The following is a 21,065-nucleotide window of genomic DNA, read 5'->3' on the forward strand; positions in this document are numbered from 1 at the left end:
TCAATGAATATGTTTTCCAATAACGAAAAAAGTTTCTTATAAAAAAGGAGTGAAAAGCATGGACATTGGATCTGCTGTTCGATCAATACGGAAGAAACGAAATATTACGATTGCAGAGATGAGTGAAGGAACTGGATTGTCAAAAGGATTTATTAGCAATATGGAAAACAATCATACATCTCCTTCTCTTCACACGTTACAAATGATTGCTGAATTTCTTCACGTGCCTCTTCCCTACTTATTATTAGAAAATCATCAAAAAATACGCGTACTTCGTGAACATGAACGTCAGCAGACGATACACAACAATCAAGGGGTAAAAGTGGAGCATTTAACATATAAAGGAGGATTGCGTATGCAGCGTGTTGACATGGCACCTGGTGCTTCTACAGGCAAGGAGCCGCATGCGCATGCTGGGGAAGAATGCCACGTAGTACTTCAAGGTACAGTGCTGGCCGAACAAGGAGAAGATTCTGTGATTCTAGAAGACGGTGATTCTTTCAGCTGGAATGCCAGCGTCCCGCATTATGTGAAAAACATTGGTGATACCAACGCCATTCTCCTTATCTCCATATACTCTGATGAAAACGACATATTATAAAGACAAAAAGACTTGCGCATATTTGTAGGAGAAATCGGGTATAGGAAGAATAAGAGCAGTATATTTCTATAAATATTAAAAAAATAAAAAAATAAAAAATAATTGTCGAAACAACAGGTTTATTAATTGAGAATATTCTTATATTTTTATATAATGGAAATATACCTTTTTCCTATGTTGGTAATAAAGACAATGAAATCTTTTTGGTGTCAAATATGTATACAAAGATCAGAAGATTGCGCACACATGGATATGAACAAAAGTACAACATCAAGAGTGTCATTTGAAAAAGGCACTCAGAGGATATGAAGTGGGAGGAATCGCAGATGAGAAAAAGAATGATACAGCAGAATGTAAATCCAAATAGAAATGCTGAACAAAAAATAAAAGGAAAAGATAAGGAACAACTAAAGTGGCAGAAACTCGTCATCCGCGAAGAGTATGTCGGAACAAAGTAAATTATCAAGTTTCATTATAGATTGGCATAGGAGAAAGGAAAGCAGTTCACTCATATAAAAAAGTGGACTGCTTTTTTGTATTGGTGAAAAAAGGCGGCACGAGCACGGTTGAAATATCGAAACAGTTAACATATCAATGAAAACAGCGGGAACTAAGACGTGGTCATCGAGGAGACCAGCGAAACAAGAAACGTCTGGTGCGCACAAAAAGGTGAGCATAACCACGATGCTCGTTTCATATAGTTTTTGTGTATACCAACTTTCATAGAATGAGGAGGACAGCATGATGAACAGAGTGACGGAGATGGTCTTAGGAATCATTGGTGGACTTATTGGATTTGGTGCGGCATTTTTTGCGTTGTTTATGGGAACAATTGATGCAGCTGTAAATGAAGCAGCCAGTGGATTAACAGCGTTAGGTATTAGTGCTTTTGTATTTAGTGGTTTGGCTGTTATCGGAGCGATTGCTGTTAAGTGGAAACCTGTCTTTTGCGGCTGGGTGATGGCGGTTAGTGGACTTATTCTATTGATTTCGCTCGGGTTGTTTGGTGTGGTTCCGGCATTGTTCTTAATTCCGGCTGGATTAATGGGTATTATCCGCAAAGAAAAACAACCGGCTGCAGCGGAGAGTTAAATCGAAGGGAACGTCGTTGTTGGAGGGGACGTCCGTGAAAAAATGGATGGTTTTCATCAGCCTTTGGGTGATCGCAAGTGTATTGATGGCTTGCACGAGTGAATCCGGCGTTTCTCCTTCTGATAAAAAAAATACACCACCTGACATCGAAGAAACTATGACACTCGGGTCAAAAGACAATCCTGTTGGCCGTGGTGTGACAGTGTCTATAAAAACAAATGATTTTTTTTATGGTCATGTTCATTACGAGATGACCTTGTGCGAAGTGATTAGCGGAGAGGAAGCGGAAGAAATCGTGCTGAAAGCAAGTCCGCATAATGAGCCGTCTGGCGCGGAACTAGAATATATTCTCGCTAAGTTTCATATGACGCTGAAAGAAGTGGAAAACGAACCATTTTTTGTGAACGCCTACACGTTTCATGTGGTGAATGAGGATGGTATATCTTACGAGTTATATAATAATATTATAGGTTTGATCCCTGCATGGCCAGATAATGTGAACAGCGGTGAGGAGATTGAGGGTTGGGCAGGGTTTCTCGTTCGAAAAGACGATAAACGGCCTCTTGTTCAGTATGACCGTCTCTGGTTCGACTTACGAGATGAACGGTAAAAGATAAACGCAGGGAGCATCCTGCGTTTTTTTGCACTGAACAGGCAAGTATCATATTGCAGCATGGGTGAATGATTGATGCAGCTAAAACGTTGGGGAAATCAATATAAGTGCAGCCAGGCAGCCGCCTGCACCTAAAGAAAGACTTGGCTGACGCCAAGTCTTTCTTTATAGGCAGTCATGTAAAAATGTTGTACAAAAATAACATTGGTGTCATATTGCAGCTTGTTTTACACATATCGTTATCGAGAGTGCTGAAAAGAGGAGGAGTAAGATGTATTATCCACATGGCCCTTATCGAGCGATGTATCCTTATGCTGTGCATCCGTATCCGCTGCAGTATGCACCAAGAATGATGCCTGTTTATTCATATGCAGACCCATTTATGCGTCAGCAGCAAGCCGTGCTGGGGCAAGCGACATGGACGGAAGGCGGGGAAGTAACGAAATGCGGTTTGTCCTGGTCAGACAATAACAGCATGACAGCGGCCGTTGGAGAACAGTCTCCATATCAATGCGGAGAATATTTGCATGTTCGGAACTTGTCCATGCCGGATCACGAAATTACAGTGGTTATTGTCGATCAGACATCAGGCTACCCGGCAAACAAGTTGAATCTTCACCGCAAAGCATTTGAAGCGTTAGGTGCACACGTAGATGTGGGAGTGATCAATATCGCTATAACACCGGTGTCATCGGGAGATAACGGTACGAATGGCAGCAGGTGGGGGGAACATTTAGCGGCAATCGCACAGACCGCATATCCGAATCTCTATGTAGGTGGGTATGCTCCGGTAGAACAAATTGATATTTCAGCGGAGCGGACAAAGGAAACGTTTGAAATTACACTGCATTCACCGCAAGAAACAAAAAAAGTACGGGGGAATGTTATCTACGAATCGGATAATCAACGCATGGTATCATTTGATATCGAAGAGATGCAGCGGAGCTGATATACGGCTCCGTTTTGATGTGTTTTAGTACGAGGAGCGGTCTGCACGGACGAGTGGTACTAGTCATGATGATCTGTTTCCCGTTTTTTAGCTTCTAAAAAACGTTTGAACTCTTCTTTCGTAACATGAGAGTCCATGGCTTCTTTTACAATATCTGTCCATACACTGTCCAGGTTGGCTGGATTGTTTGCATTGTTTTCTGTTTCGAGTAATGAGTGTACAGAGACACCTAGTCCATCAGCGATTGTCTTTATTGTATCTGGAGGTAAATGAACATGTTTATTATGTTCAATTCGTTTCAAGCGAGTAGTGGAGAGGCCTGTTTCACGGGATAAATCCATCACAGACATATTATTCATCAGCCGATAATGGGTTATTTTTTCGCTAAGCATGGTTTTCAGCTCCTGTAACAGTGAAAGGTGTTCGAAAATTAGTGAAATTTGCTGGTATTATGTTTATTTTATCAAAAAGCCAGTGGCTTGGAAACAACTAATTCACGGCCGCACAGCTTGGGTACGCCGTTTCCCGTCACAGGACAGAGAGGTATTTTCATGTAATAGAATGAGTAGATGTCCGACAATATCCTCATGTTGCACCTTATTTGCTATTACAATGATGAAAGAATGAGATAGAATGGGTAAAGAAACAGTCTAAAGCAGCAAATCAGGAGGTTGAAACGTGACATCTTTCACCAAAAACATTGTAACGATTATCCTGAATATTCCTGCAGGGAAGGTTATGACCTATGGCCAAGTCGCGCGCTTGGCTGGAAACCGTCGTGCTGCTCGACAAGTCGTGCGAGTTCTGCACACAATGAGCCGCAAGTATCACTTGCCCTGGCATCGTGTTGTCAACAGAGAGGGAAACATTGCGCTAAAAGAAGAGGAAGCTTTTTGTGAGCAAAAAATGAATGCAGAAATGGAAGGCATCTTGGTCAGCGATGATGGGAACGTTGATTTGTCGGTCTATCAAGTGACCGATGAAGAGGAGCTGAAAGCAAAACTAGAGAAGGAGAATTTTTCATGATAAAACGACAGACATTATCTGTACTGTTTCTAGCAGGATTCATGACAGCCTGCAGTCCGGATGAATCAGAGCAGATTTCCTTTGAACAGCCTGAAAAAACAGAGAAGAGCTCTGCAGCGGGAGCGCTTACGATGAAAGAACTTTCTGCACAAGAAGAGTATTATTTAAACTTTGGTGTAAACCACGTTGCTGTTTATGAAGCCGAGCTGCCTTCTGCTGCATCCGCCTTGGAGGTTCACGTTCATGCATATGAACATGGAGAGCGTGTCGATGAATGGGAGGGTCCGCTTTTGACGACAAAGCTGAATACAAGTAATGAACAAACACCGCAAGAACTTGCTCTTAGTCTGACAGAAATTCCATCTAACGAGCAAACTGTCTACCGCATTGCGCTGGGCCAGCGCTTTTTAGGAGAAGATGCAATGGAGACAGAGTCATCGGTTTCATCTGTGGGCGGAGTAGAGGTGCCAATAGAATTTGACCAAGCTGTACAACAGACTGTGTCTAAAGCCGCGGCGGAGCTAAGTGAAACATCGTGGCTGTATGTTATGCACTCTGGTTCTTCCACCGTAAATGATATCAACCAAGACAATCAGGTCGAACAATTGGTTGAAAAAGAAGACAAAGTGCTGTTAATGGGTATGAGCTTTGCGGATTAACCCATCAATGAACGACACGAACAGTGAGATACATATACACTGCTGAGCAGAAACAGACACTTCACGGACGAGTGTCTGTTTTTTTTGTACACAGATAGGAAAGTATAAAAATTTGGCGTTTTCACTGTCCAGTGCGAGCGCCTTGCTCGCCCAGGCGCACACGACGTGGGTCGGTTCAGCGTTGCCACAGGAAGTGGTGACTTCAACGCCCAAAACAGGACGTGTGCGTTCTTAGTAGAAGAACCTTCCCGAAGAACCTTCCCCATAGCCGAACGTCTTTCTTTCAAGGCACTTGCGCTTTTCTTGTGTGAAAGCAGCAGTAAACAAGAGTCCTGTTTGGTATCAGCTTCAGACAAAGTATATTGAAAAAGAAAGAGGGAATGTTCTGAAATATATTGACATTGATAATCATTTTCAATAAAATCAAAGTATGTAAAATGAGAATGATTTTCAATGATGGAGGCGTGAAAAGAATGGAGTCTTTAATGATTGTAGGAGCGGACAAGCTCGGTTCAATTCCGGATAAGCTAGAGGAGCTTGGTTTTCGCCATATTGAACATCTGAGCGGACGAAAAGTGCGCATGATTCATAAAGGCATTCCAGAAAGCATTGATCTTGTATTGGTATTGACCGATTTTATTAACCACAATACAGCAAAGAAAGTGACCGAAAGAGCAAAAATGCGTTCCATTCCAATATGTTATGCGAAGCGGTATTGGTGTTCTATTTATCAATCTCTAACCCATTGTCCCAAAGTCTGTCATGATTGTTCGATTTGCATATAGCAAGAACAAAAGCAAAGCTGTTCTTTTAGGAGGAGTGTGCGTGAAAGACGATAACATGAATATGAAACGACAACAAAAGCAGTGCCATCACCGCTATTCGATACGTTTGCAATCGTTATTAAATCATCTGCTGTTTGAACTGGCGAATGGATATATTGTAACTGATAAAACGCTGCTGCTTCGTATTAAAAAAAGATGGAAATATATTGATGTGCAACATTTTCGGACGTATGGCGACTATCTTATTGCTATGGCGAAGGTAATGGATGAAGCATTAAAGTTGTTCCATCATTTACGTGGTGCGGGAAACATTCAGAGCGCAAAAGTGCAAGACTTTTCCATTGTTTACAAATTACCGTCATCTTCATGCATGGAAGCATGGATGCTGCAATGCGGCAGTCCGGATAAAAATCAGTACACCGTACGCCAAATTGCTGCCTGGCTGGATATGGCGTTTTCTCATCGGGAGTGGAGGTTAACAAGCATTGATGTCACATCGGGGATACATAGGATAGAAGCTAAAAGACAGTGGAAATCATAGACTGTCTGCCGCAAAAACGGCTGGCGTGAAACGAAAGAATAGTGACTAGCGGAGAAAAAGATAGAAACATAAGAAAACATATGCCTGTAAAGAAGAGCTGTTGACGCAAATACAGCTCTTCAAGAGGCATATGTCCATCGCGTATGGTTATCCGAAACAAGGGGACATAGATGTGTGTGCTGACATCCAGTGATTATTTATTTGCACGTTCGTTCTTAAAAGAATTGGTCTTTTTCCATCATTCGTTTGACTCGTTCTTGTTGAGACTCCATCACATAGGTAAGAACAGAACGGAACAACTTTTTCATTATAGAACCTTCTTTCATTTGATGATGGTTTTATTGTAAGCAGAAAGGCGGCAGAAGACAAAAACGCCTTGTTGGAATGGAAACGATAACATGCGTTGCAAAAACGTTTACATATTTGTGTACCTTTATTTATCAGCCATTTTCTGGCTTATGCGGCATGAACTGTTAGAAATGCTGGCAGCCGTCAAAGAAAGCAGTTTCACAAATGCACGGTTAAAACAGAAATTATTTATTGGAAGACTTTAAGACGACGCGGCAAGCTGCCAGCAAGCCGTAAGTTCTGACCGCAGCGGGAAAAGCAGCAGCTGAAAATCGACCAGGATAATTTTTCCGGGGGCTGAAGTGTCAGCTTGCCAAGCCATCCAACTAGAAAGGGAAAGACGACAGTAACCCCGCCAAGCTTTATCCAACTAAAAATAATAATCATAAACAAATCATCCGAGCGGCCTCTGAGCCGTCCGGATGATTTTGTCGTTCTTTCACTTTGGTTCTTGCATTTTTCATGAAAACAGGCATGACACGCTGACAGCCTGCAGGGAAAGTGTGTTTTTGCCGTCTAGACTTTTTTGAAAGCTAATACGGCATTATGTCCTCCGAAGCCGAAGCCATTGGAAATGGCCGCACGGACTTCCTTTTTCTCTGCTTGATTTGGCACGTAATCCAAGTCACATTCCGGATCAGGATGCTCTAAGTTAATAGTAGGAGCAATGATACCTTCTTCCATGCTTTTTAGAGTAATGATGGCTTCTACGGCACCAGCAGCCCCAAACAAGTGGCCGGTCATCGACTTGGTCGAACTTATTTTCATATTATACGCATGAGGTCCAAACACTTCTTTAATCGCTTTTGTTTCCGATTTATCGCCTTCAGGTGTGCTGGTAGCATGTGCATTAATGTAGTCGACATCCTCAGGCTTTAAGCCAGCCATATCCAGGGCAAGGTTCATGGCTCTTGCAGCACCTTGATAATCCGGAGCCGTAATGTGATACCCATCGGTGGTCGCACCGTATCCGGTAACTTCTCCTAAAATGGTCGCACCGCGTTCTTTCGCGTGTTCATACGCTTCGAGCATTAAAACGCCAGCTCCCTCTGCCATGACAAAGCCATCCCGCTCTTTATCAAATGGCTTGCTGGCTGTTTCCGGCGTATCGTTTTGGGTAGACATAGCTTTCATACGTGAGAAACCAGCAAACGTCAGTGGATGGATAACAGCTTCTGCCCCACCTGCTAAAATCGCATCAGTGTGTCCTGCTGCAATGTTTAAATACGCTTCACCAATAGCGTGATTTGCCGTGGCACATGCAGAAACAGGGGAGTAACTTGGCCCTTTAAACCCAGTTTTGATGGATAACAAGCCAGAAGCCATATTACTAATCAGCATGGGAATTAAAAAAGGTGATACACGTTTTGCTCCTTTGTCTAACATTGTTTCATGGTTATCAAGCAATGTATTCAAGCCGCCGATACCAGAGCCGATATAAATTCCCGCACGATTTTTGTCAAGGTTGTCATCATTCAACCCAGATTGTTCTAATGCCTGCATGGCTGCTGCACAGGCGTATTGGGCAAATGAATCATAACGTTTTAATTCTCGTTTATCGAAATATGTTTCTCCTGGAAAGTCATCAATGCTTGCGGCAATTTTTGTGCTGATATCCTCGAAACCTTCCGCATGTATTTTCTTTACGGCTGTTTTTCCATGTTTGATATTAGACCAAAGGGTATCTACATCGTGGCCTAATGGTGTGATGACTCCATAACCAGTAAGGACAACTCTTCTATTCATATCTGTCTCTCCTTTATGAAGGTTACGCTTTTTCTAAAAGATTTTGCTGCTGGTCTTGAAGCGCTAGTTTCCTAACTTCAAAATGTTTCTTTTCCCTGTAGCAGTATAGGGAAGTGCATCGACAAGTCGATAATAGCGCGGGCGTTTATAATCAGCCAGCATCGGATGCTGGGTGCAGTACTTGTTTAAAACTTTTGCGGTAAGAGAGGGACGTCTTTTACAATATACGCAGTGACAGATTCTCCTCTTAGTTCGTCTGGAACACTAACAACGACCGATTGCTGAATGTGCTCGTGCTGATTTAATATTTCTTTGATTTATACGGGATGAATATTTTCTCCGGAAGAATGAATCATATCACCTTTTCGCCCGGCAATCGTAATGAATTCATTCTCGTTCCATGCTGCTATATCGCCGATGTAAATCCAGCCTTTGTAGAACACTTTTTTGCTCTTATCTTCTTTATTTATGTCAGACGTTGTTTTCCCCGGGGCGTTTACGATGACTTCACCGACTTCTTCATTGTTCTTTTCCATGGTTTCATGTGGTTCGGCACGTCGATTGGGGAATACTTTTACGACAGCAACATCATCATCAGTGCAAGCTCTTCCGGCTGAACCGGCATTTCCGGCAGATCAAATGGACGTAAAAATGTCTTCTAGAAAGCTTCTGATGTTCCATATCCGTTAAAGATGTTTAGGGTTAACGTTTTTTGGTACGTGATACAGTCTTCTTTTTCAAGTGGTGCTCCTATGGTGATGATTCCTTTTCAATAACATAAGTCGGCACCTTGTTTTTGGGGTTTGGCTGAGTATTTTTAACATCGGCGGTGCACCGATTAAGAAGGAAACGCCGTACTTTTCAGCGTATTTCAGGCAAGTTTTCGGGTGGAGATAGCAAAGAATAATCACTTCTCCGCCTATGTAAAGTGCTGGTGCCGGCCCGCCTGAATGAAGTCCCCCGCGATGAAACCATGGACTCATGTTCATTGTCTTATCGACAGGACTGAGTGGAAAGTACATGGCGGCATCCTGCGCAGAAGAAACATCATTGATGTTATTTAACAGCACACCTTTAGGGTTGCCTGTTGTACCAGACGTATACATTCGTGTGTTTTCATCATACATATGTTTCGGACGTTTAATGTCAGGGTTTTTAATCGTTGACTGTGCACGTAATCGGCACAGGGAGTATGCCCTTCTGGCAGCGTTTCTTCCCCTGACATGTCTGCCATCACAATGCGTTCAGGCTGGTGGTCAGCCATATCCAGCGCCTGAAGAGCTGTTTCTGCTGACAGTCAGATTTTAAACATACGAGCGATATGTCTTGTGCATGAAATGTTTCCATATATGGAAAACCATTATGCGCGAGGAACTGCATGTAAGTATTGGTGAACCATTCAAAGTTTTAGACACAGTACGAAATACCAGCAGCATCACAGTCTCCTCACTGAACAATCATGTTCATGTCATAATAAACCGCTAAATAATTCATTGTACTTCCTTCTTTTTTCTTCAATGATTAGGATAAAAGCCCCGTTTGATAATGATATGTGCAGATTACCACAGCGATTAAATGGAAAGAAACAATGCTTCCGCGCTGCAAGCTACTATCACGTAACGAAAACAAGTAAAAGGTGTCGTGAAAATCCGGCGGCTGTTACAGGCTGCTGTGCTGATAGGACGCTGTGCTGGTCTTAGCCAAGGCATAAACAGCTGTACCGAGCGCCAAAAGCACCAGCAGTGCACCAACGGTTGGAGTATGATGGATAGCTCCTTGTTCAACGACAAGACCGCCGCTCACTGAACCAAATGCAATTCCTGTGTGTAAAGCAGCGTTATTTAAACTTTGCTGTATGTCTGATGTTTTGTGATACGTTTCAGCAAGATAGGTTTGCATAGGCGGAGACAGTGCCCAGCTCATGGCGCCCCAAATCATGACTGTCAACAAGAAAAATGTCGTCGCCGTCGTGGTAAATGGAAGAACAAACATTGATACAGCAAATAAAACAATAACCGAATAGATGGTCTGCTTGTACCCCCATTTGTCCGATAACCCTCCTCCTACAGCACCACCTGCTACCGCTGCGATGCCAAACAGCCAGTATATGATAGTCACCCACGTTTCATTTAATTCGAGTACATTTTTTAAGTACGGACTAAGATATCCATAAAGGGTATAATGACCAGCTAAAAATAAGAATGTAGTAAGGTGGGCAGCTAACAGACGGCTGTTTTTTAAACTTTGCCATTGTGTTTGGATGCTTGGAGTGTCATGCACATGGACCGAGGGCATCAACACGAGAATACCGAGCATCGTCATGACCGTAAAGCAGCTGATTGCAACAAACGGAGCTTGCCAGCCAAAGATGTTTCCCATCATGATTCCAATAGGAACTCCTAAGACAAGAGAAGCACTAATGCCCATATAAATGAGGCCAATCGCCCTGCCTCGGTGGGGAGGAGCGGTAATAGTAGAAGCCATGGTAATGCATAGAACGACAAGCAATGATCCACTGGCTGCTGAAATAATACGAGCTGTCATTAAAAGCCAGTAGGTATGGCTCAGCGCAGCTAGAACATTTCCAACAAAGAAAATAGATAAGGTCGTAAGCATCAGCCGTTTTCGTTCTACTGCTGCAGTGGCCACCATTAGTACAGGGGCTGCAACAGCAAAAGTCAGGGAAAAAGCAGTGATGAGAAGGCCTGCTGCACTCAAGCTGACGCCGATGTCATCTGCGATAACATCGAGCAGTCCAACAATAATCAGCTCGGCCAATCCGGCAATAAACGAAACGACCATAAATAGGTAAACGCGTTTATCCATGTCAATGATCCTCCCTTATTTCCACCATGTATTATCATAACATTAATGAAAGAAATAGAAGACGGAAGTGCTTAAAGCATGTCGGGAAACATGTTTTCTATCTGTATGTGTTTTTTAGCATCATATTGGGTATACGTATGAAGAACGCAAACAGACAAAAATCAGCAGATGGTAAAAACGTTCTGGCAAAAGAGGGGGGGAGAAGAGTTTGTCAGAGAAAAAGGAAGAGCGCAATGAAAATGTTGTAACACTGGGGTTAGTGCCGGCACCTGATTTAGCAGCAGCCGTCGCCGAGGAGATAAAAATGGAGCTGCCCGGGCTTTTATCATATTACGTAAACAGCGGTGTTGAATGGAAGATAGAAATAAAAGTTGATTCATTAACAGGTGCCACATCAGAGCCTGGTGAAATCTTGGATGAGACAAAGATATGGAAAAATAGTTATACGTGGGATTATGGTGTTTCTATCACGGACTTGCCTTTATTTGAAAATAGAGACTTGGTAGTAGCAGAGGCAAGTGCCAAACATCGTGTCGCGTTTCTGTCGCTTCCGTCTCTTGGAGCGGTACCAATCAAAAGCCGGATTGAAGAATCGATCTTGCAGCTAGTAAACGAAATGTATTATGGCAGTTCCTCGTCTGCTCGAGATCAACAACAAAAACGTCTGCAAGCTAAACGAATACAAACAAAACAAAAAAGCGTTGTGAAAAGAGGGGCCCGTCAGTTAATGAAAGAGCGTGTATCTGAATGGCTGTCTCCAATTTATCGTAAAACGCAGCTTGAAAATAACAGACAGACAGAAGTAATTTTTATTGTACGTTCGCGGCTGACTGGAGGATTGCGGCTTCTTTCGGGCATGGTACGGGCGAACCGGCCGTGGTTGATTTTTCCTGAGTTTAAGCGAGTCGTGGCGATAGCGTTTGCCACAGGCTCCTACGGTTTAGTTTTCCCAACGATGTGGAGGCTGAGCGGCGAATATGATCTGCATCGTTTTATTTTGTTAATGGTGACATCAATCATGGCGATGGTGATTTGGATTGTTTTAGCACATGGTCTTTGGGAAAAGAAATCAACAGCAGACTCTCCTTATTTAGCCAAACTTTATAATGCTACAACAGTCATTACACTCATTATTTCTGTGTTATTTTATTATCTTTTATTATTCAGTTTATTTTTGCTGGCTGTTTTTATATTTGTTCCGGCCAGTTTATTAGCCGACGAATTAGGAGCAGAAGCATTTCATGTGGCAAACTATTTTGCTCTCGCTTGGGTGGCGAGCTCAGTAGCAACGATTGTCGGTGCATTAGGTGCTGTATTGGAGAGAGAGGAAATCGTACGTAACGCGACGTATGGATACCGGCAGCGGCGTCGTTACGAAGAGATGAAAAAACGAAAACAAGAACAAAAAGAAGAGGAAAATTGGTCATAGGCGCTTGTGATTCAAAAGCGCCTTTACATGTGGCTGTTACGTTCCATATATAGTGTTGGAAAAGGAGACGGCACTCCTACTTTGGGTGCAATCCCTATACACCATCGTACACTTCCTAAGCTCGTGACATAGGATATAGTACAAATAAAAGAAAGGAATGATATGGATGTACTATGTCCCGCCCATGTTTCCTTACATGCCTTACGGGTATGCATCAAGGTATTATCCCGCTCCAGAGTATTGGCACGATAGGCAGATGCCGCCGCAGCAGATGGCATATCCAGAAGCGTTTATAAACCCTTATATGAATGAGGCGGCACCTGCCAAACGCTCAGAAAACGCACCGCCATATAATAATAATTACAATAATGAACACATCTCTTTACAAGATTACGGGTCACAGCCATTTGTGGTGAATATAGAAGAAGCAACCACGCAAAATAACACGTTCCGCACAGCTTTATGGACAGGAGAGCATTTACAAGTCACTGTTATGAGTATTGATGTTGGTGATGATATTGGTTTAGAAATACATCCAGATGTGGACCAGTTTTTACGGATTGAACAAGGGCAAGGACTTGTTCAGATGGGAGAAACACAAGATCAATTGCCATTTGAAACAAGAGTACGTGATGATGATGCTATCATGGTTCCTGCTGGTATGTGGCACAACTTAACGAATATAGGAAATGTTCCGCTGAAATTATACACCATTTATGCGCCGCCTGAGCATCCATATGGAACGGTTCATCAGACAAAAGCAGACGCATTGGCTGCGGAAGAAGATTAAATATACCGTGTTAACAAAGCGCTGATGTTTTCCACGTCAGTGCTTTGTTTTCTTGGTGATGCAATAGAAGGGGTTAATAACAAAGAGACATCATAAGACAAAGCGAGAAGGAGATAATAAAAAACACCCCAAGCATTTGTTTTTGTATCTGCAAAGATTGCTGTTACGATAAATAATGAAACTCCATCAAGAAAGGATTATGACAATGTCCAATATAAATATTCCGGTTTCCGTTTTGAATTTGGTTCCCATTCGCCAAGGACAAGATGCAGGTGAAGCCATTGCTGATATGGCGGATTTAGCACAAGCTGTAGAAAGAATGGGCTATACCCGCTATTGGATTGCAGAGCATCACAATACATCAACGTTGGCGAGTTCGGCAACGGCTCTTTTGATTAAACATACGTTAGAGCACACAGACAGCATCCGCGTTGGTTCTGGCGGTATTATGCTGCCGAATCACTCGCCGCTTGTTGTCGCAGAACAATTTGGCACGATGGCATCGGTTTATCCGAATCGATTAGATTTAGGACTAGGCCGTGCACCGGGAACCGATATGCTGACAGCCACTGCGCTGCGCCGCTCGCAGCATGAGTCGGTGCATACGTTCCCAGAAGACGTGAATGCTTTGTTGAAATATCTTGGACCGGAAGAAGTACAGGATTATGTCAGAGCGTACCCTGGTGTAGGTACGGGTGTTCCACTTTATATTCTTGGTTCATCTACGGATTCTGCTCATTTAGCAGCCGAATTAGGACTGCCTTATTCGTTTGCTTCTCATTTCGCGCCAAAATATATGGAAGAAGCTTTTTCAATTTATCGAAGAAAATTCAAACCATCACAATATTTATCAGCTCCATACATTATCGCTGGCATGAATGTAATTGCAGCAGAGACAGATGAAGAGGCAGAGCGTGAATCAACTACTATGCAGCAATTTTTCTTAAATGTTGTACGCGGGTCGAAAAATCCGCTCAGCCCGCCGGTAGATGATATGGATGCTATTTGGGGCCCCGCAGAAAAGCAAGCAGCTCAGTCCATGTCCAGCATGACATTTATGGGAAGCAAAGACACGGTGCAAAAACAGCTTTCCAGCTTTCAAGAGCGATTCCATGTTGATGAAATTATGGCTGTTTCTTATATTTATGATCCAGACAAACAAAAGCGGTCGTATGAAATTTTCAAGGAAATTGTTGATGGCAAATAACAACAGCGCAGTCCTGTAGAGGGCTGCGTTGTTTTTGGATAGAAGAAAACCGCGGGGAGGAAAGGAAAAAATGCGGGAAAAACGGTTAGACAGCCGCGCTAATGAAGCATCGCTCTAATATCATCAACAAACTTGCGGTTCGTATCAATTACTTCTTCTACAATGCGCCGGCTTTCAGGGTCCACATCTCCTCGCACGATCTCTTCTGAATAGTGAATGCCGTATTTGTCCAGGCCTTTGAGTGCGTCTTCTAGAATATCGTCTGTTTCATGAGAGAGCATGCGGCTGTGCATAAAACTGTGCATTTTACCGGTAACACCTTCACTATCTGCAGGAACGCCATGGAGATTTTGGATGCGTTCACAGAGCTGCTGGGCATGGTGTTTTAATTCTTGCTGCATCGTTTGAAAGGTTTCTTTTAAATGAGAATCTTGTACGTGCTGAATGTAGTGCTCAAATGAACGAATGCCCATGTATGTACCCCGCAAAATGGTATTCAACTCTTCAATGACAACGTCTCTATTGTGCAAAAACATCACTTCCTTTCCATGTTTCTTTTAATATATCCCACTTCTCACATTCTTAATAAAGAAGAGAAAGCATTAAGAAAGACAATACAATATGTCTAATATGAAAAAGACAGGGAATTGTCACTTTTGTTTATTCCAAAAAACATGGTTGTTTTAGTAAGACACAAATCAGTGTAATAAAAATTTCGTACCGAGTTTTTCTAATGAGCTTATCCTTTATTTTTTTAGGTCTATTAGTGCATCACTTTTTACATATTCACGACTAATAGAAATAGACGTGGTGACAAGAATGGGGGAGGTAATAGATGAATGAGAAAAAAGCAGGAAAACATTTGGATGCTGCTCGTATAATGAGAAGAAGGGGACAAATAAATCTGTGAAACGGAGGAACACAGCCATGAAAAAATTACTGCTTATGTTATGTTTCTTCATTGGACTGGCAGCCTGCTCCAATGGACCGACACAAGAAGAAGTGATGGAGAAATTTGTTTCTGCTTGGAATGATGGAGACTTTACGTTGATGTATACATATCTTTCTAGTGAATCAAAAGAAAAAATAGAGGAAGAGACATTTGTGGAGAGATATCAATCCATTTATAAAGGAGTTGAGGCAGAAAATCTTACAGTAGAAGCAGGAACAACCACAGAGGAGGAAGGTGATGACACACCGAAGCCTTTTCACGTGACAATGGATACGGTAGCAGGAACCATTTCTTTTGACGGAGAAGCGGAGATGGTGCAAGAAGAAACAGATGACGGACAGACGTGGCGTATTCACTGGGATGCTTCGTTTATTTTCCCGCAATTGAACGATGGACAGACTGTACAGGTCATGTCGGAAGAGCCGGAGCGCGGCAATATTTATGACCGAAATGACCGTCCGCTTGCGATGCAGTCTCCTGTGAAAGAAGCGGGACTGGTGCCAGGTAAGATGACAGAAGACACTGCATCGGAAATTGCTGCTGCTTTGGAGATGGAAGAAGACGACATTACTTCCGCTCTGGAGGCGGACTGGGTAACAGAAGAGACATTTGTGCCGCTAAAAAAATTACGTCCTGATGGGAAAGACAGCGAAGCCGAAGAAATGCTGGAGATTGACGGGGTCATGATACAGGAAGCGTCGGCACGTTTTTATCCGTATAAAGAAAAAGCTGCGCATCTTACTGGTTATATTCAAGAAGTAACAGCAGAAGACTTAGAAGAACTGCCGGCAGATGAATATGGAACGGGATCTGTTGTAGGAAAAGCGGGGCTTGAAAGCATTTATGAAGAAAAGCTGCATGGCTCAAAAGGCTGGCGTATTTATATACCGGAAAGTGAAACGGTGATTGCTGAAAAAGAAGTAGAACACGGAGAAGACGTGAAAGTATCGATAGATGCCGCGTTTCAAGAGAACATGTATGACAGCATGCAGAACGATGCAGGAGCTGGTGTGGCATTGGATCCAAAGACAGGAGAGACACTGGCGCTGGTGAGCACCCCGTCGTATGATCCTAATCATTTTGTCTTTGGCTGGCCGCGTGGAGCATTTACAAAAGCAAGTGAACATCCAGATTCACCATTTTCTGCAAGGTTTAATAATCGCTATTCTCCAGGCTCTACGATAAAGCCGCTGACAGCATCGGCGGCCTTGCAGGCGGGAAGCCTTCATGCAGAAGAGGCGAAGACGATAGAAGGAAGAAGCTGGCAGCCAAATGAGAGCTGGGGCGGCTATAAAGTGACACGTGTGTCGGACGCATTGACGCGTGTAGACTTAAAAGATGCCCTTATTACATCTGATAATATTTACTTTGCACAAGCGGCATTGGATACAGGCAGTGAAGCGTTCAGTGAAGGCTTGAAGCGTTTTGGTTTTGAAGAAGAAGTTCCTTACCAGTTTCCAGTTGCTCCCTCATCGATTGCCAATGACGAGTTGGATGATGAGATGCTGCTGGCGGATACGGGTTACGGACAAGGACAAATGCTGATGTCTCCTATTCATGTGGCAGCCGCATTTACAGCTTTTATTAATGAAGGGGATATGCTTGAGCCGACACTTTTAAGCCAAGAAGAGCCTAGAGAAGTATGGCATGAACAGGCCGCTCCTGCAGAACATCTGGACGTTATCCGTGAAGGCATGCAAGGTATTGTGGAAAATCACCGTGGATCTGCTTATCAGCCAGTGATGGAACAGCTCACCATTGCCGGAAAAACGGGTACAGCCGAGCTGAAAAGAAGCCAAACAGATGAAAACACAAAAGAAAACGGCTGGTTCGCGGCTTACGATTATGAAAAGGAAGATTTGCTGATGGTAATGATGATAGAAGGTGTGCAGGATAAAGGCGGAAGTACGTATACGGTGGAAAAAGTAAAACAGTTGTTTGCTGAGTGGAAAGAGTAAGATAAATATCCCCCCTAAAGTCAAAAGCGGTTTAGGGGGGGCGTAGTAAGGCAGGAATGAGAAGGATAAAATATACGTTTTTTGTGTAGCACAAGCGCCTAGCTGCTCAGGGTTTTCCTTCTTGACGCTGGGCGGTGTGCACTTTTTTGTTTATGGACCATTTGAAAAGATGGATTGGTACGAAAAAACTCGTATTTCGAAACTTTTACTGTTGGTCTTCTGTGTTTTCTTCATCTTCTAATTCGAGTTCATTGTCTTCTGAACTATCGTCTGCAGGTTCTTCCGTTTCGTTACCGGCAGGTTCTTCTGTTCCATTATCAGCAGGTTCTTCTGCACCGTCATCTGCGGGCTCCTCTACATCAGCATTTGTCTCGACATCTTCTGCCGGAGCGTCTTCGCCAGCAGGGGCTTCATCTTCTGTTTCAGTACCGCATGCAGTAAGCACTCCAAATGCAAGTAAAGCAGAAGCGGTAGTGTAAAGCAGCTTTTTGTTCATAAACAACTCCCCCATTCATTTTTAATGCTGAATGTGATCAGCTACATTAAACCTAGCAAAGGAAACCAGCATCGTCTATGTATTGCGGTTATTTTTGAATCTGTTTCAAATTATCACACCAAAATTTGGAAATGGTTAAAGAGATATGGGAAGGTATGAGAGGAATGTAAACGCAGCGTTAATTTTATTATGTTTGTTAAAAGACTCTGCACTTTTTGTTAGGGATGACCGCCGCCTTCTCCTTTCTGGTTGGATGGTTCTTCGAGCTGACACTGCAGCTGCTGCTTTTCCCGCTAACATCACTGAGGAACAAATAAGAAAAGATGGCTTGTCCTTGAGTGATGATAGCGTATTTTTAACAAAGGTAAACGTTCTTAATGTGCAAAAAAGTAGACCATCCATGCACCCCGACATTTGTTGTAAAACCATTAAAAAACCTATCACTTGTGTCATACACACAGATGACAGGCAGCTTTTTAAGGAAAGAAAGTATACAAGTACGGCGTTTTTGGTGTCCAGCGCAAGCGCCCAGACGCTCAAGTACACGTGACGCGGACCTGTTCAGCATTGGCACAGGAGGCGCGGCAGTTTTAGCTGAACTTCCTTCTTTCAGGGCGCTTGTGCTTTGCTTAGATACTAAACGGTACGAAACGAGCCAAGTAGCTTGAAATCATTTGGAAGTAGCCAAAAAACAGCATGAGCCCCATAATGACCATCACCACACCACCGGTTTTTTGCAAGCGGGGCATCCATTTATGAAAATGCTTGAGTTTATGAAGAGACTTGGAAAAGAAGAGAGCCACAATTAAAAACGGGATCCCCATTCCTATAGAGTAAACAAACAGCATCAGCATGCCAGCTGTCATGGTTTCACTTTGGCTGGCCATCGTTAAAATAGATCCCAATACTAAACCGACGCATGGAGACCATCCGGCTGCAAACAAGAGGCCAAACAGAACAGAACCGCCAAAACTGTTCGTTTTTTTCGGTTGTTTCTGGATTTTCTTTTCTGACATAAGGCTGCGAATCGAAAGCAGTCCAGTCATTTGCAGGCCAAACAAGACAATAATGACACCGCCGATTTGTGCAATCATATTGCTGTATTGGCGGAACAGTTGTCCGATAAACGTGGATGAAGCTCCAAGCAGCATGAATATAATAGTAAAGCCGAGAATGAATCCGAGGCTTCGCATCAAAATGATACGCTGGTCAGCGTTTATTTCATTATTGGAAACAGTCGTTCCTGTTAACTGTGCTAAGTATGCGGGGACTAAAGGGAATACACATGGAGACAAAAAGGAGATGACACCTGCTCCTAAAGCCAGCCAAATGGTAACTTCATTCATGATTTACATACCTCCGTGATGTTGCCGTAAGATGTGTGGATGTAATTGTCCATTTCAAACATACTGTCTACTTTTATTTTCACTATTGATGAATAGAAAGTCAAATGACTATTCTTTAAACATGCTATCATTACTATATTAAATATTGATGAAGACATGCCAACAGATGAAACAGCGCATGTTTTGCTGCACAATCCATACACTAAAACGGGTGATTTCAAAAAAGTTAGGTGACTGTGTATGGATGCGAACTGGCTGTCTGTTATTCCATTTCTCGTTGTAATGCCCATAGCGATGTATACTAAGCAAGTACTGCCGGGGCTGATTTTGGGGCTATTGGCCGGATCTTATTTAATATCTCCATCTATTATTGGCGGCATGGAAGAGATGCTTTCGTATGTGATTCAGGCATTAATTGACGAGGGCAATATTAAAATTATTGTGTTTTTGTACGGGTTCTCAGGGCTTATTGGTATGATTAAATACTGCGGTGGTATTAAAGGGTTTGTCGAAGCAGCATCGGAGAGAATATCAACGAAAAAAGGCGCGCTTTTTTTAACATATATTTCTACGATCGGGACATTTAGCGCCCCGACGTTTCGATTTGTGACGATTGCACCGATTATGAAAGCGCTATTGAAAAAAGTTAAGATGAGTGCCAAAGAGCTGGGGTTTGTCATCGAAACAACAGCGACCCCCGTTATTGTCTTAATCCCTGTCGCAACAGCGTTTGTAGGCTATATGGTTTCCGTTGTGCAAATATCGGTGGAAAACCAGGGAGGGACAGAAGGGGCATATGATTTGTTTTTGCAAAGCATTCCTTTTAACTTTTTTGCGATTGTTATTATTTTACTTGGTATCTACTTGAGTTTTTTTCATCATTCAAAATCAGGAGGCCCGATGCAAATCGATGAAACAGAAGGGGAAGAGAAAGAGGAGGATGACTGGCATGACTGTCATCCGGCCGTTGCCAGAGAACTTCCTTCTAAGCCCTGGAATTTACTAGTGCCGGTAGTGTTAGTCATCGTGCTTACGCTGTTTTTGACGTGGTGGGATGGCCAGGCCGAGGCGTCATCGGTTTGGCAAGCGTTTATTGAGGCAGATGTGATGCAGGCGATGGTAGTAGCGCTGATGATTACCGTGTTAGCAGCGGCTCTGTTTTTTTTATTTCAGCGTTTTAAACTAAAAGATTTAATTAACAGTTTTGTCGTTGGCGGCAATGAACTGATGGGCGTTATCGTGTTATTGGCCTTTGTATGGGGACTGTCATCTGTGACCGAGGACTTAGGGTTTTCGGAGTTTGTGACAGCTCATGCCGGATGGATTCCAGAAGCATTTGTGACACCGCTGATGTTTGCTTTTGGTGCGGCTGTTTCTTATTTTATCGGATCAGCTTGGGGGACGTGGGGGATTTTAATGCCGCTTGGTGTCTCCCTTTCCATCGCAGCAGATGTGTCCTTGCCAATGATTATCGGAGCAGTATTTGCAAGTGGTTCATTTGGCGCATTTGCCTCTCCATTAAGTGATGATACCAACACCATGGCCAAAATTTTAAATGTATCAGTCGTAGAGTATGCTCATTTTAAGCTCAAGCCTGCATTAATTGCTGCTGCAATTACGGTGGCTCTTTATACAGCTGCTTCGTTTATATTGTCGTAATAAAAAGGACAGAAAAAAGTTATAGAGATAGAAAACTCCAGA

Annotated in this window: 23 protein-coding genes; 14 read left to right on the forward strand and 9 right to left on the reverse strand. The window is 43.0% G+C overall.

The window, feature by feature from the left end; all coding sequences use genetic code 11:
• The first annotated feature begins 58 nt into the window (after positions 1 to 58).
• From BLT18_RS04835 to BLT18_RS04850, 5 genes are all read left to right on the forward strand, one after another.
• Positions 59 to 601, forward strand: coding sequence for a helix-turn-helix domain-containing protein (locus tag BLT18_RS04835; RefSeq protein ID WP_091271739.1), 543 nt, complete (start codon positions 59 to 61; stop codon positions 599 to 601).
• Between the two features lie 326 nt (positions 602 to 927).
• Complete coding sequence (locus BLT18_RS18645; protein ID WP_281242335.1) at positions 928 to 1,059, forward strand: hypothetical protein; 132 nt, start codon at positions 928 to 930, stop codon at positions 1,057 to 1,059.
• A gap of 286 nt (positions 1,060 to 1,345) precedes the next feature.
• Positions 1,346 to 1,693, forward strand: a complete 348-nt coding sequence (locus BLT18_RS04840) for a hypothetical protein (protein WP_091271741.1) — start codon at positions 1,346 to 1,348, stop codon at positions 1,691 to 1,693.
• A gap of 34 nt (positions 1,694 to 1,727) precedes the next feature.
• A complete protein-coding gene (locus BLT18_RS18110; RefSeq protein ID WP_091271743.1) occupies positions 1,728 to 2,303 on the forward strand; it encodes a DUF4352 domain-containing protein in 576 nt (191 codons plus the stop codon).
• A 274-nt stretch (positions 2,304 to 2,577) separates the two neighbouring features.
• Entirely contained in the window at positions 2,578 to 3,255 is a 678-nt protein-coding gene (locus tag BLT18_RS04850; protein ID WP_091271745.1) for a hypothetical protein, read from the forward strand.
• Between the two features lie 59 nt (positions 3,256 to 3,314).
• On the opposite strand, the gene BLT18_RS04855 is transcribed toward BLT18_RS04850, so the two are convergent.
• Positions 3,315 to 3,647: a helix-turn-helix domain-containing protein gene (locus BLT18_RS04855; RefSeq protein ID WP_091271747.1), complete on the reverse strand. Its 333-nt coding sequence runs from the start codon at positions 3,645 to 3,647 to the stop codon at positions 3,315 to 3,317.
• A 286-nt stretch (positions 3,648 to 3,933) separates the two neighbouring features.
• On the opposite strand from BLT18_RS04855, the gene BLT18_RS04860 reads away from it, so the two are divergent.
• From BLT18_RS04860 to BLT18_RS04875, 4 genes are all read left to right on the forward strand, one after another.
• Positions 3,934 to 4,281 carry an MGMT family protein gene (locus BLT18_RS04860; RefSeq protein WP_091271748.1) on the forward strand — a complete coding sequence of 116 codons (348 nt, stop codon included), beginning with the start codon at positions 3,934 to 3,936 and terminating at the stop codon, positions 4,279 to 4,281.
• The gene (locus BLT18_RS04865) at positions 4,278 to 4,940 is read left to right on the forward strand and encodes a hypothetical protein (protein WP_091271750.1); all 663 of its coding nucleotides are present in this window, start codon (positions 4,278 to 4,280) and stop codon (positions 4,938 to 4,940) included. The genes BLT18_RS04860 and BLT18_RS04865 overlap by 4 nt, the downstream gene beginning before the upstream one ends.
• Positions 4,941 to 5,413: 473 nt before the next feature.
• Positions 5,414 to 5,725, forward strand: coding sequence for a DUF2325 domain-containing protein (locus tag BLT18_RS04870; RefSeq protein WP_091271752.1), 312 nt, complete (start codon positions 5,414 to 5,416; stop codon positions 5,723 to 5,725).
• A gap of 40 nt (positions 5,726 to 5,765) precedes the next feature.
• Positions 5,766 to 6,266, forward strand: coding sequence for a hypothetical protein (locus tag BLT18_RS04875; protein WP_091271754.1), 501 nt, complete (start codon positions 5,766 to 5,768; stop codon positions 6,264 to 6,266).
• Between the two features lie 864 nt (positions 6,267 to 7,130).
• On the opposite strand, the gene fabF is transcribed toward BLT18_RS04875, so the two are convergent.
• From fabF to BLT18_RS04895, 5 genes are all read right to left on the reverse strand, one after another.
• The gene (fabF, locus tag BLT18_RS04880; RefSeq protein WP_091271755.1) at positions 7,131 to 8,360 is read right to left on the reverse strand and encodes a beta-ketoacyl-ACP synthase II; all 1,230 of its coding nucleotides are present in this window, start codon (positions 8,358 to 8,360) and stop codon (positions 7,131 to 7,133) included.
• Positions 8,361 to 8,545: 185 nt separating this feature from the next.
• On the reverse strand, positions 8,546 to 8,677 hold the full coding sequence (locus BLT18_RS18725; RefSeq protein WP_139184710.1) for an AMP-binding enzyme: 132 nt from the start codon (positions 8,675 to 8,677) through the stop codon (positions 8,546 to 8,548).
• The gene (locus BLT18_RS04885) at positions 8,678 to 8,896 is read right to left on the reverse strand and encodes an AMP-binding protein (protein ID WP_091271757.1); all 219 of its coding nucleotides are present in this window, start codon (positions 8,894 to 8,896) and stop codon (positions 8,678 to 8,680) included. It lies immediately after the preceding gene.
• Positions 8,897 to 9,097: 201 nt separating this feature from the next.
• Positions 9,098 to 9,466 (reverse strand): AMP-binding protein, encoded by a 369-nt coding sequence (locus BLT18_RS04890; protein ID WP_175487379.1) that lies wholly within the window; start codon positions 9,464 to 9,466, stop codon positions 9,098 to 9,100.
• Positions 9,467 to 10,019: 553 nt separating this feature from the next.
• Entirely contained in the window at positions 10,020 to 11,186 is a 1,167-nt protein-coding gene (locus tag BLT18_RS04895) for an MFS transporter (protein ID WP_091271760.1), read from the reverse strand.
• A 208-nt stretch (positions 11,187 to 11,394) separates the two neighbouring features.
• On the opposite strand from BLT18_RS04895, the gene BLT18_RS04900 reads away from it, so the two are divergent.
• The 3 genes from BLT18_RS04900 to BLT18_RS04910 all read left to right on the forward strand — a co-directional run bounded on the left by BLT18_RS04900 (position 11,395) and on the right by BLT18_RS04910 (position 14,612).
• A complete protein-coding gene (locus BLT18_RS04900; RefSeq protein WP_091271762.1) occupies positions 11,395 to 12,615 on the forward strand; it encodes a hypothetical protein in 1,221 nt (406 codons plus the stop codon).
• Positions 12,616 to 12,781: 166 nt separating this feature from the next.
• Positions 12,782 to 13,405, forward strand: coding sequence for a cupin domain-containing protein (locus BLT18_RS04905; protein WP_091271764.1), 624 nt, complete (start codon positions 12,782 to 12,784; stop codon positions 13,403 to 13,405).
• A gap of 205 nt (positions 13,406 to 13,610) precedes the next feature.
• A complete protein-coding gene (locus BLT18_RS04910; RefSeq protein WP_091271766.1) occupies positions 13,611 to 14,612 on the forward strand; it encodes an LLM class flavin-dependent oxidoreductase in 1,002 nt (333 codons plus the stop codon).
• A gap of 98 nt (positions 14,613 to 14,710) precedes the next feature.
• Here the strand turns inward: BLT18_RS04910 and BLT18_RS04915 are convergent, their stop codons facing one another.
• Positions 14,711 to 15,142 carry a DUF2383 domain-containing protein gene (locus BLT18_RS04915; RefSeq protein ID WP_091271768.1) on the reverse strand — a complete coding sequence of 144 codons (432 nt, stop codon included), beginning with the start codon at positions 15,140 to 15,142 and terminating at the stop codon, positions 14,711 to 14,713.
• A 397-nt stretch (positions 15,143 to 15,539) separates the two neighbouring features.
• On the opposite strand from BLT18_RS04915, the gene BLT18_RS04920 reads away from it, so the two are divergent.
• On the forward strand, positions 15,540 to 17,522 hold the full coding sequence (locus BLT18_RS04920; RefSeq protein ID WP_091271770.1) for a penicillin-binding transpeptidase domain-containing protein: 1,983 nt from the start codon (positions 15,540 to 15,542) through the stop codon (positions 17,520 to 17,522).
• A gap of 205 nt (positions 17,523 to 17,727) precedes the next feature.
• Here BLT18_RS04920 and BLT18_RS04925 read toward each other — a convergent pair whose 3' ends face one another.
• Together BLT18_RS04925 and BLT18_RS04935 are read right to left on the reverse strand one after the other, a co-directional pair.
• Positions 17,728 to 18,018 (reverse strand): hypothetical protein, encoded by a 291-nt coding sequence (locus BLT18_RS04925; protein WP_091271772.1) that lies wholly within the window; start codon positions 18,016 to 18,018, stop codon positions 17,728 to 17,730.
• Positions 18,019 to 18,647: 629 nt separating this feature from the next.
• Entirely contained in the window at positions 18,648 to 19,364 is a 717-nt protein-coding gene (locus BLT18_RS04935; RefSeq protein ID WP_091271777.1) for a cytochrome c biogenesis CcdA family protein, read from the reverse strand.
• A gap of 240 nt (positions 19,365 to 19,604) precedes the next feature.
• Here BLT18_RS04935 and BLT18_RS04940 point away from each other — a divergent pair, with 240 nt between their 5' ends.
• Positions 19,605 to 21,023 (forward strand): Na+/H+ antiporter NhaC family protein, encoded by a 1,419-nt coding sequence (locus BLT18_RS04940; protein ID WP_091271780.1) that lies wholly within the window; start codon positions 19,605 to 19,607, stop codon positions 21,021 to 21,023.
• The last annotated feature ends 42 nt before the right edge of the window (positions 21,024 to 21,065 follow it).

Source organism: Alteribacillus persepolensis, from assembly GCF_900099605.1.
GTDB lineage: Bacteria > Bacillota > Bacilli > Bacillales > Marinococcaceae > Alteribacillus > Alteribacillus persepolensis.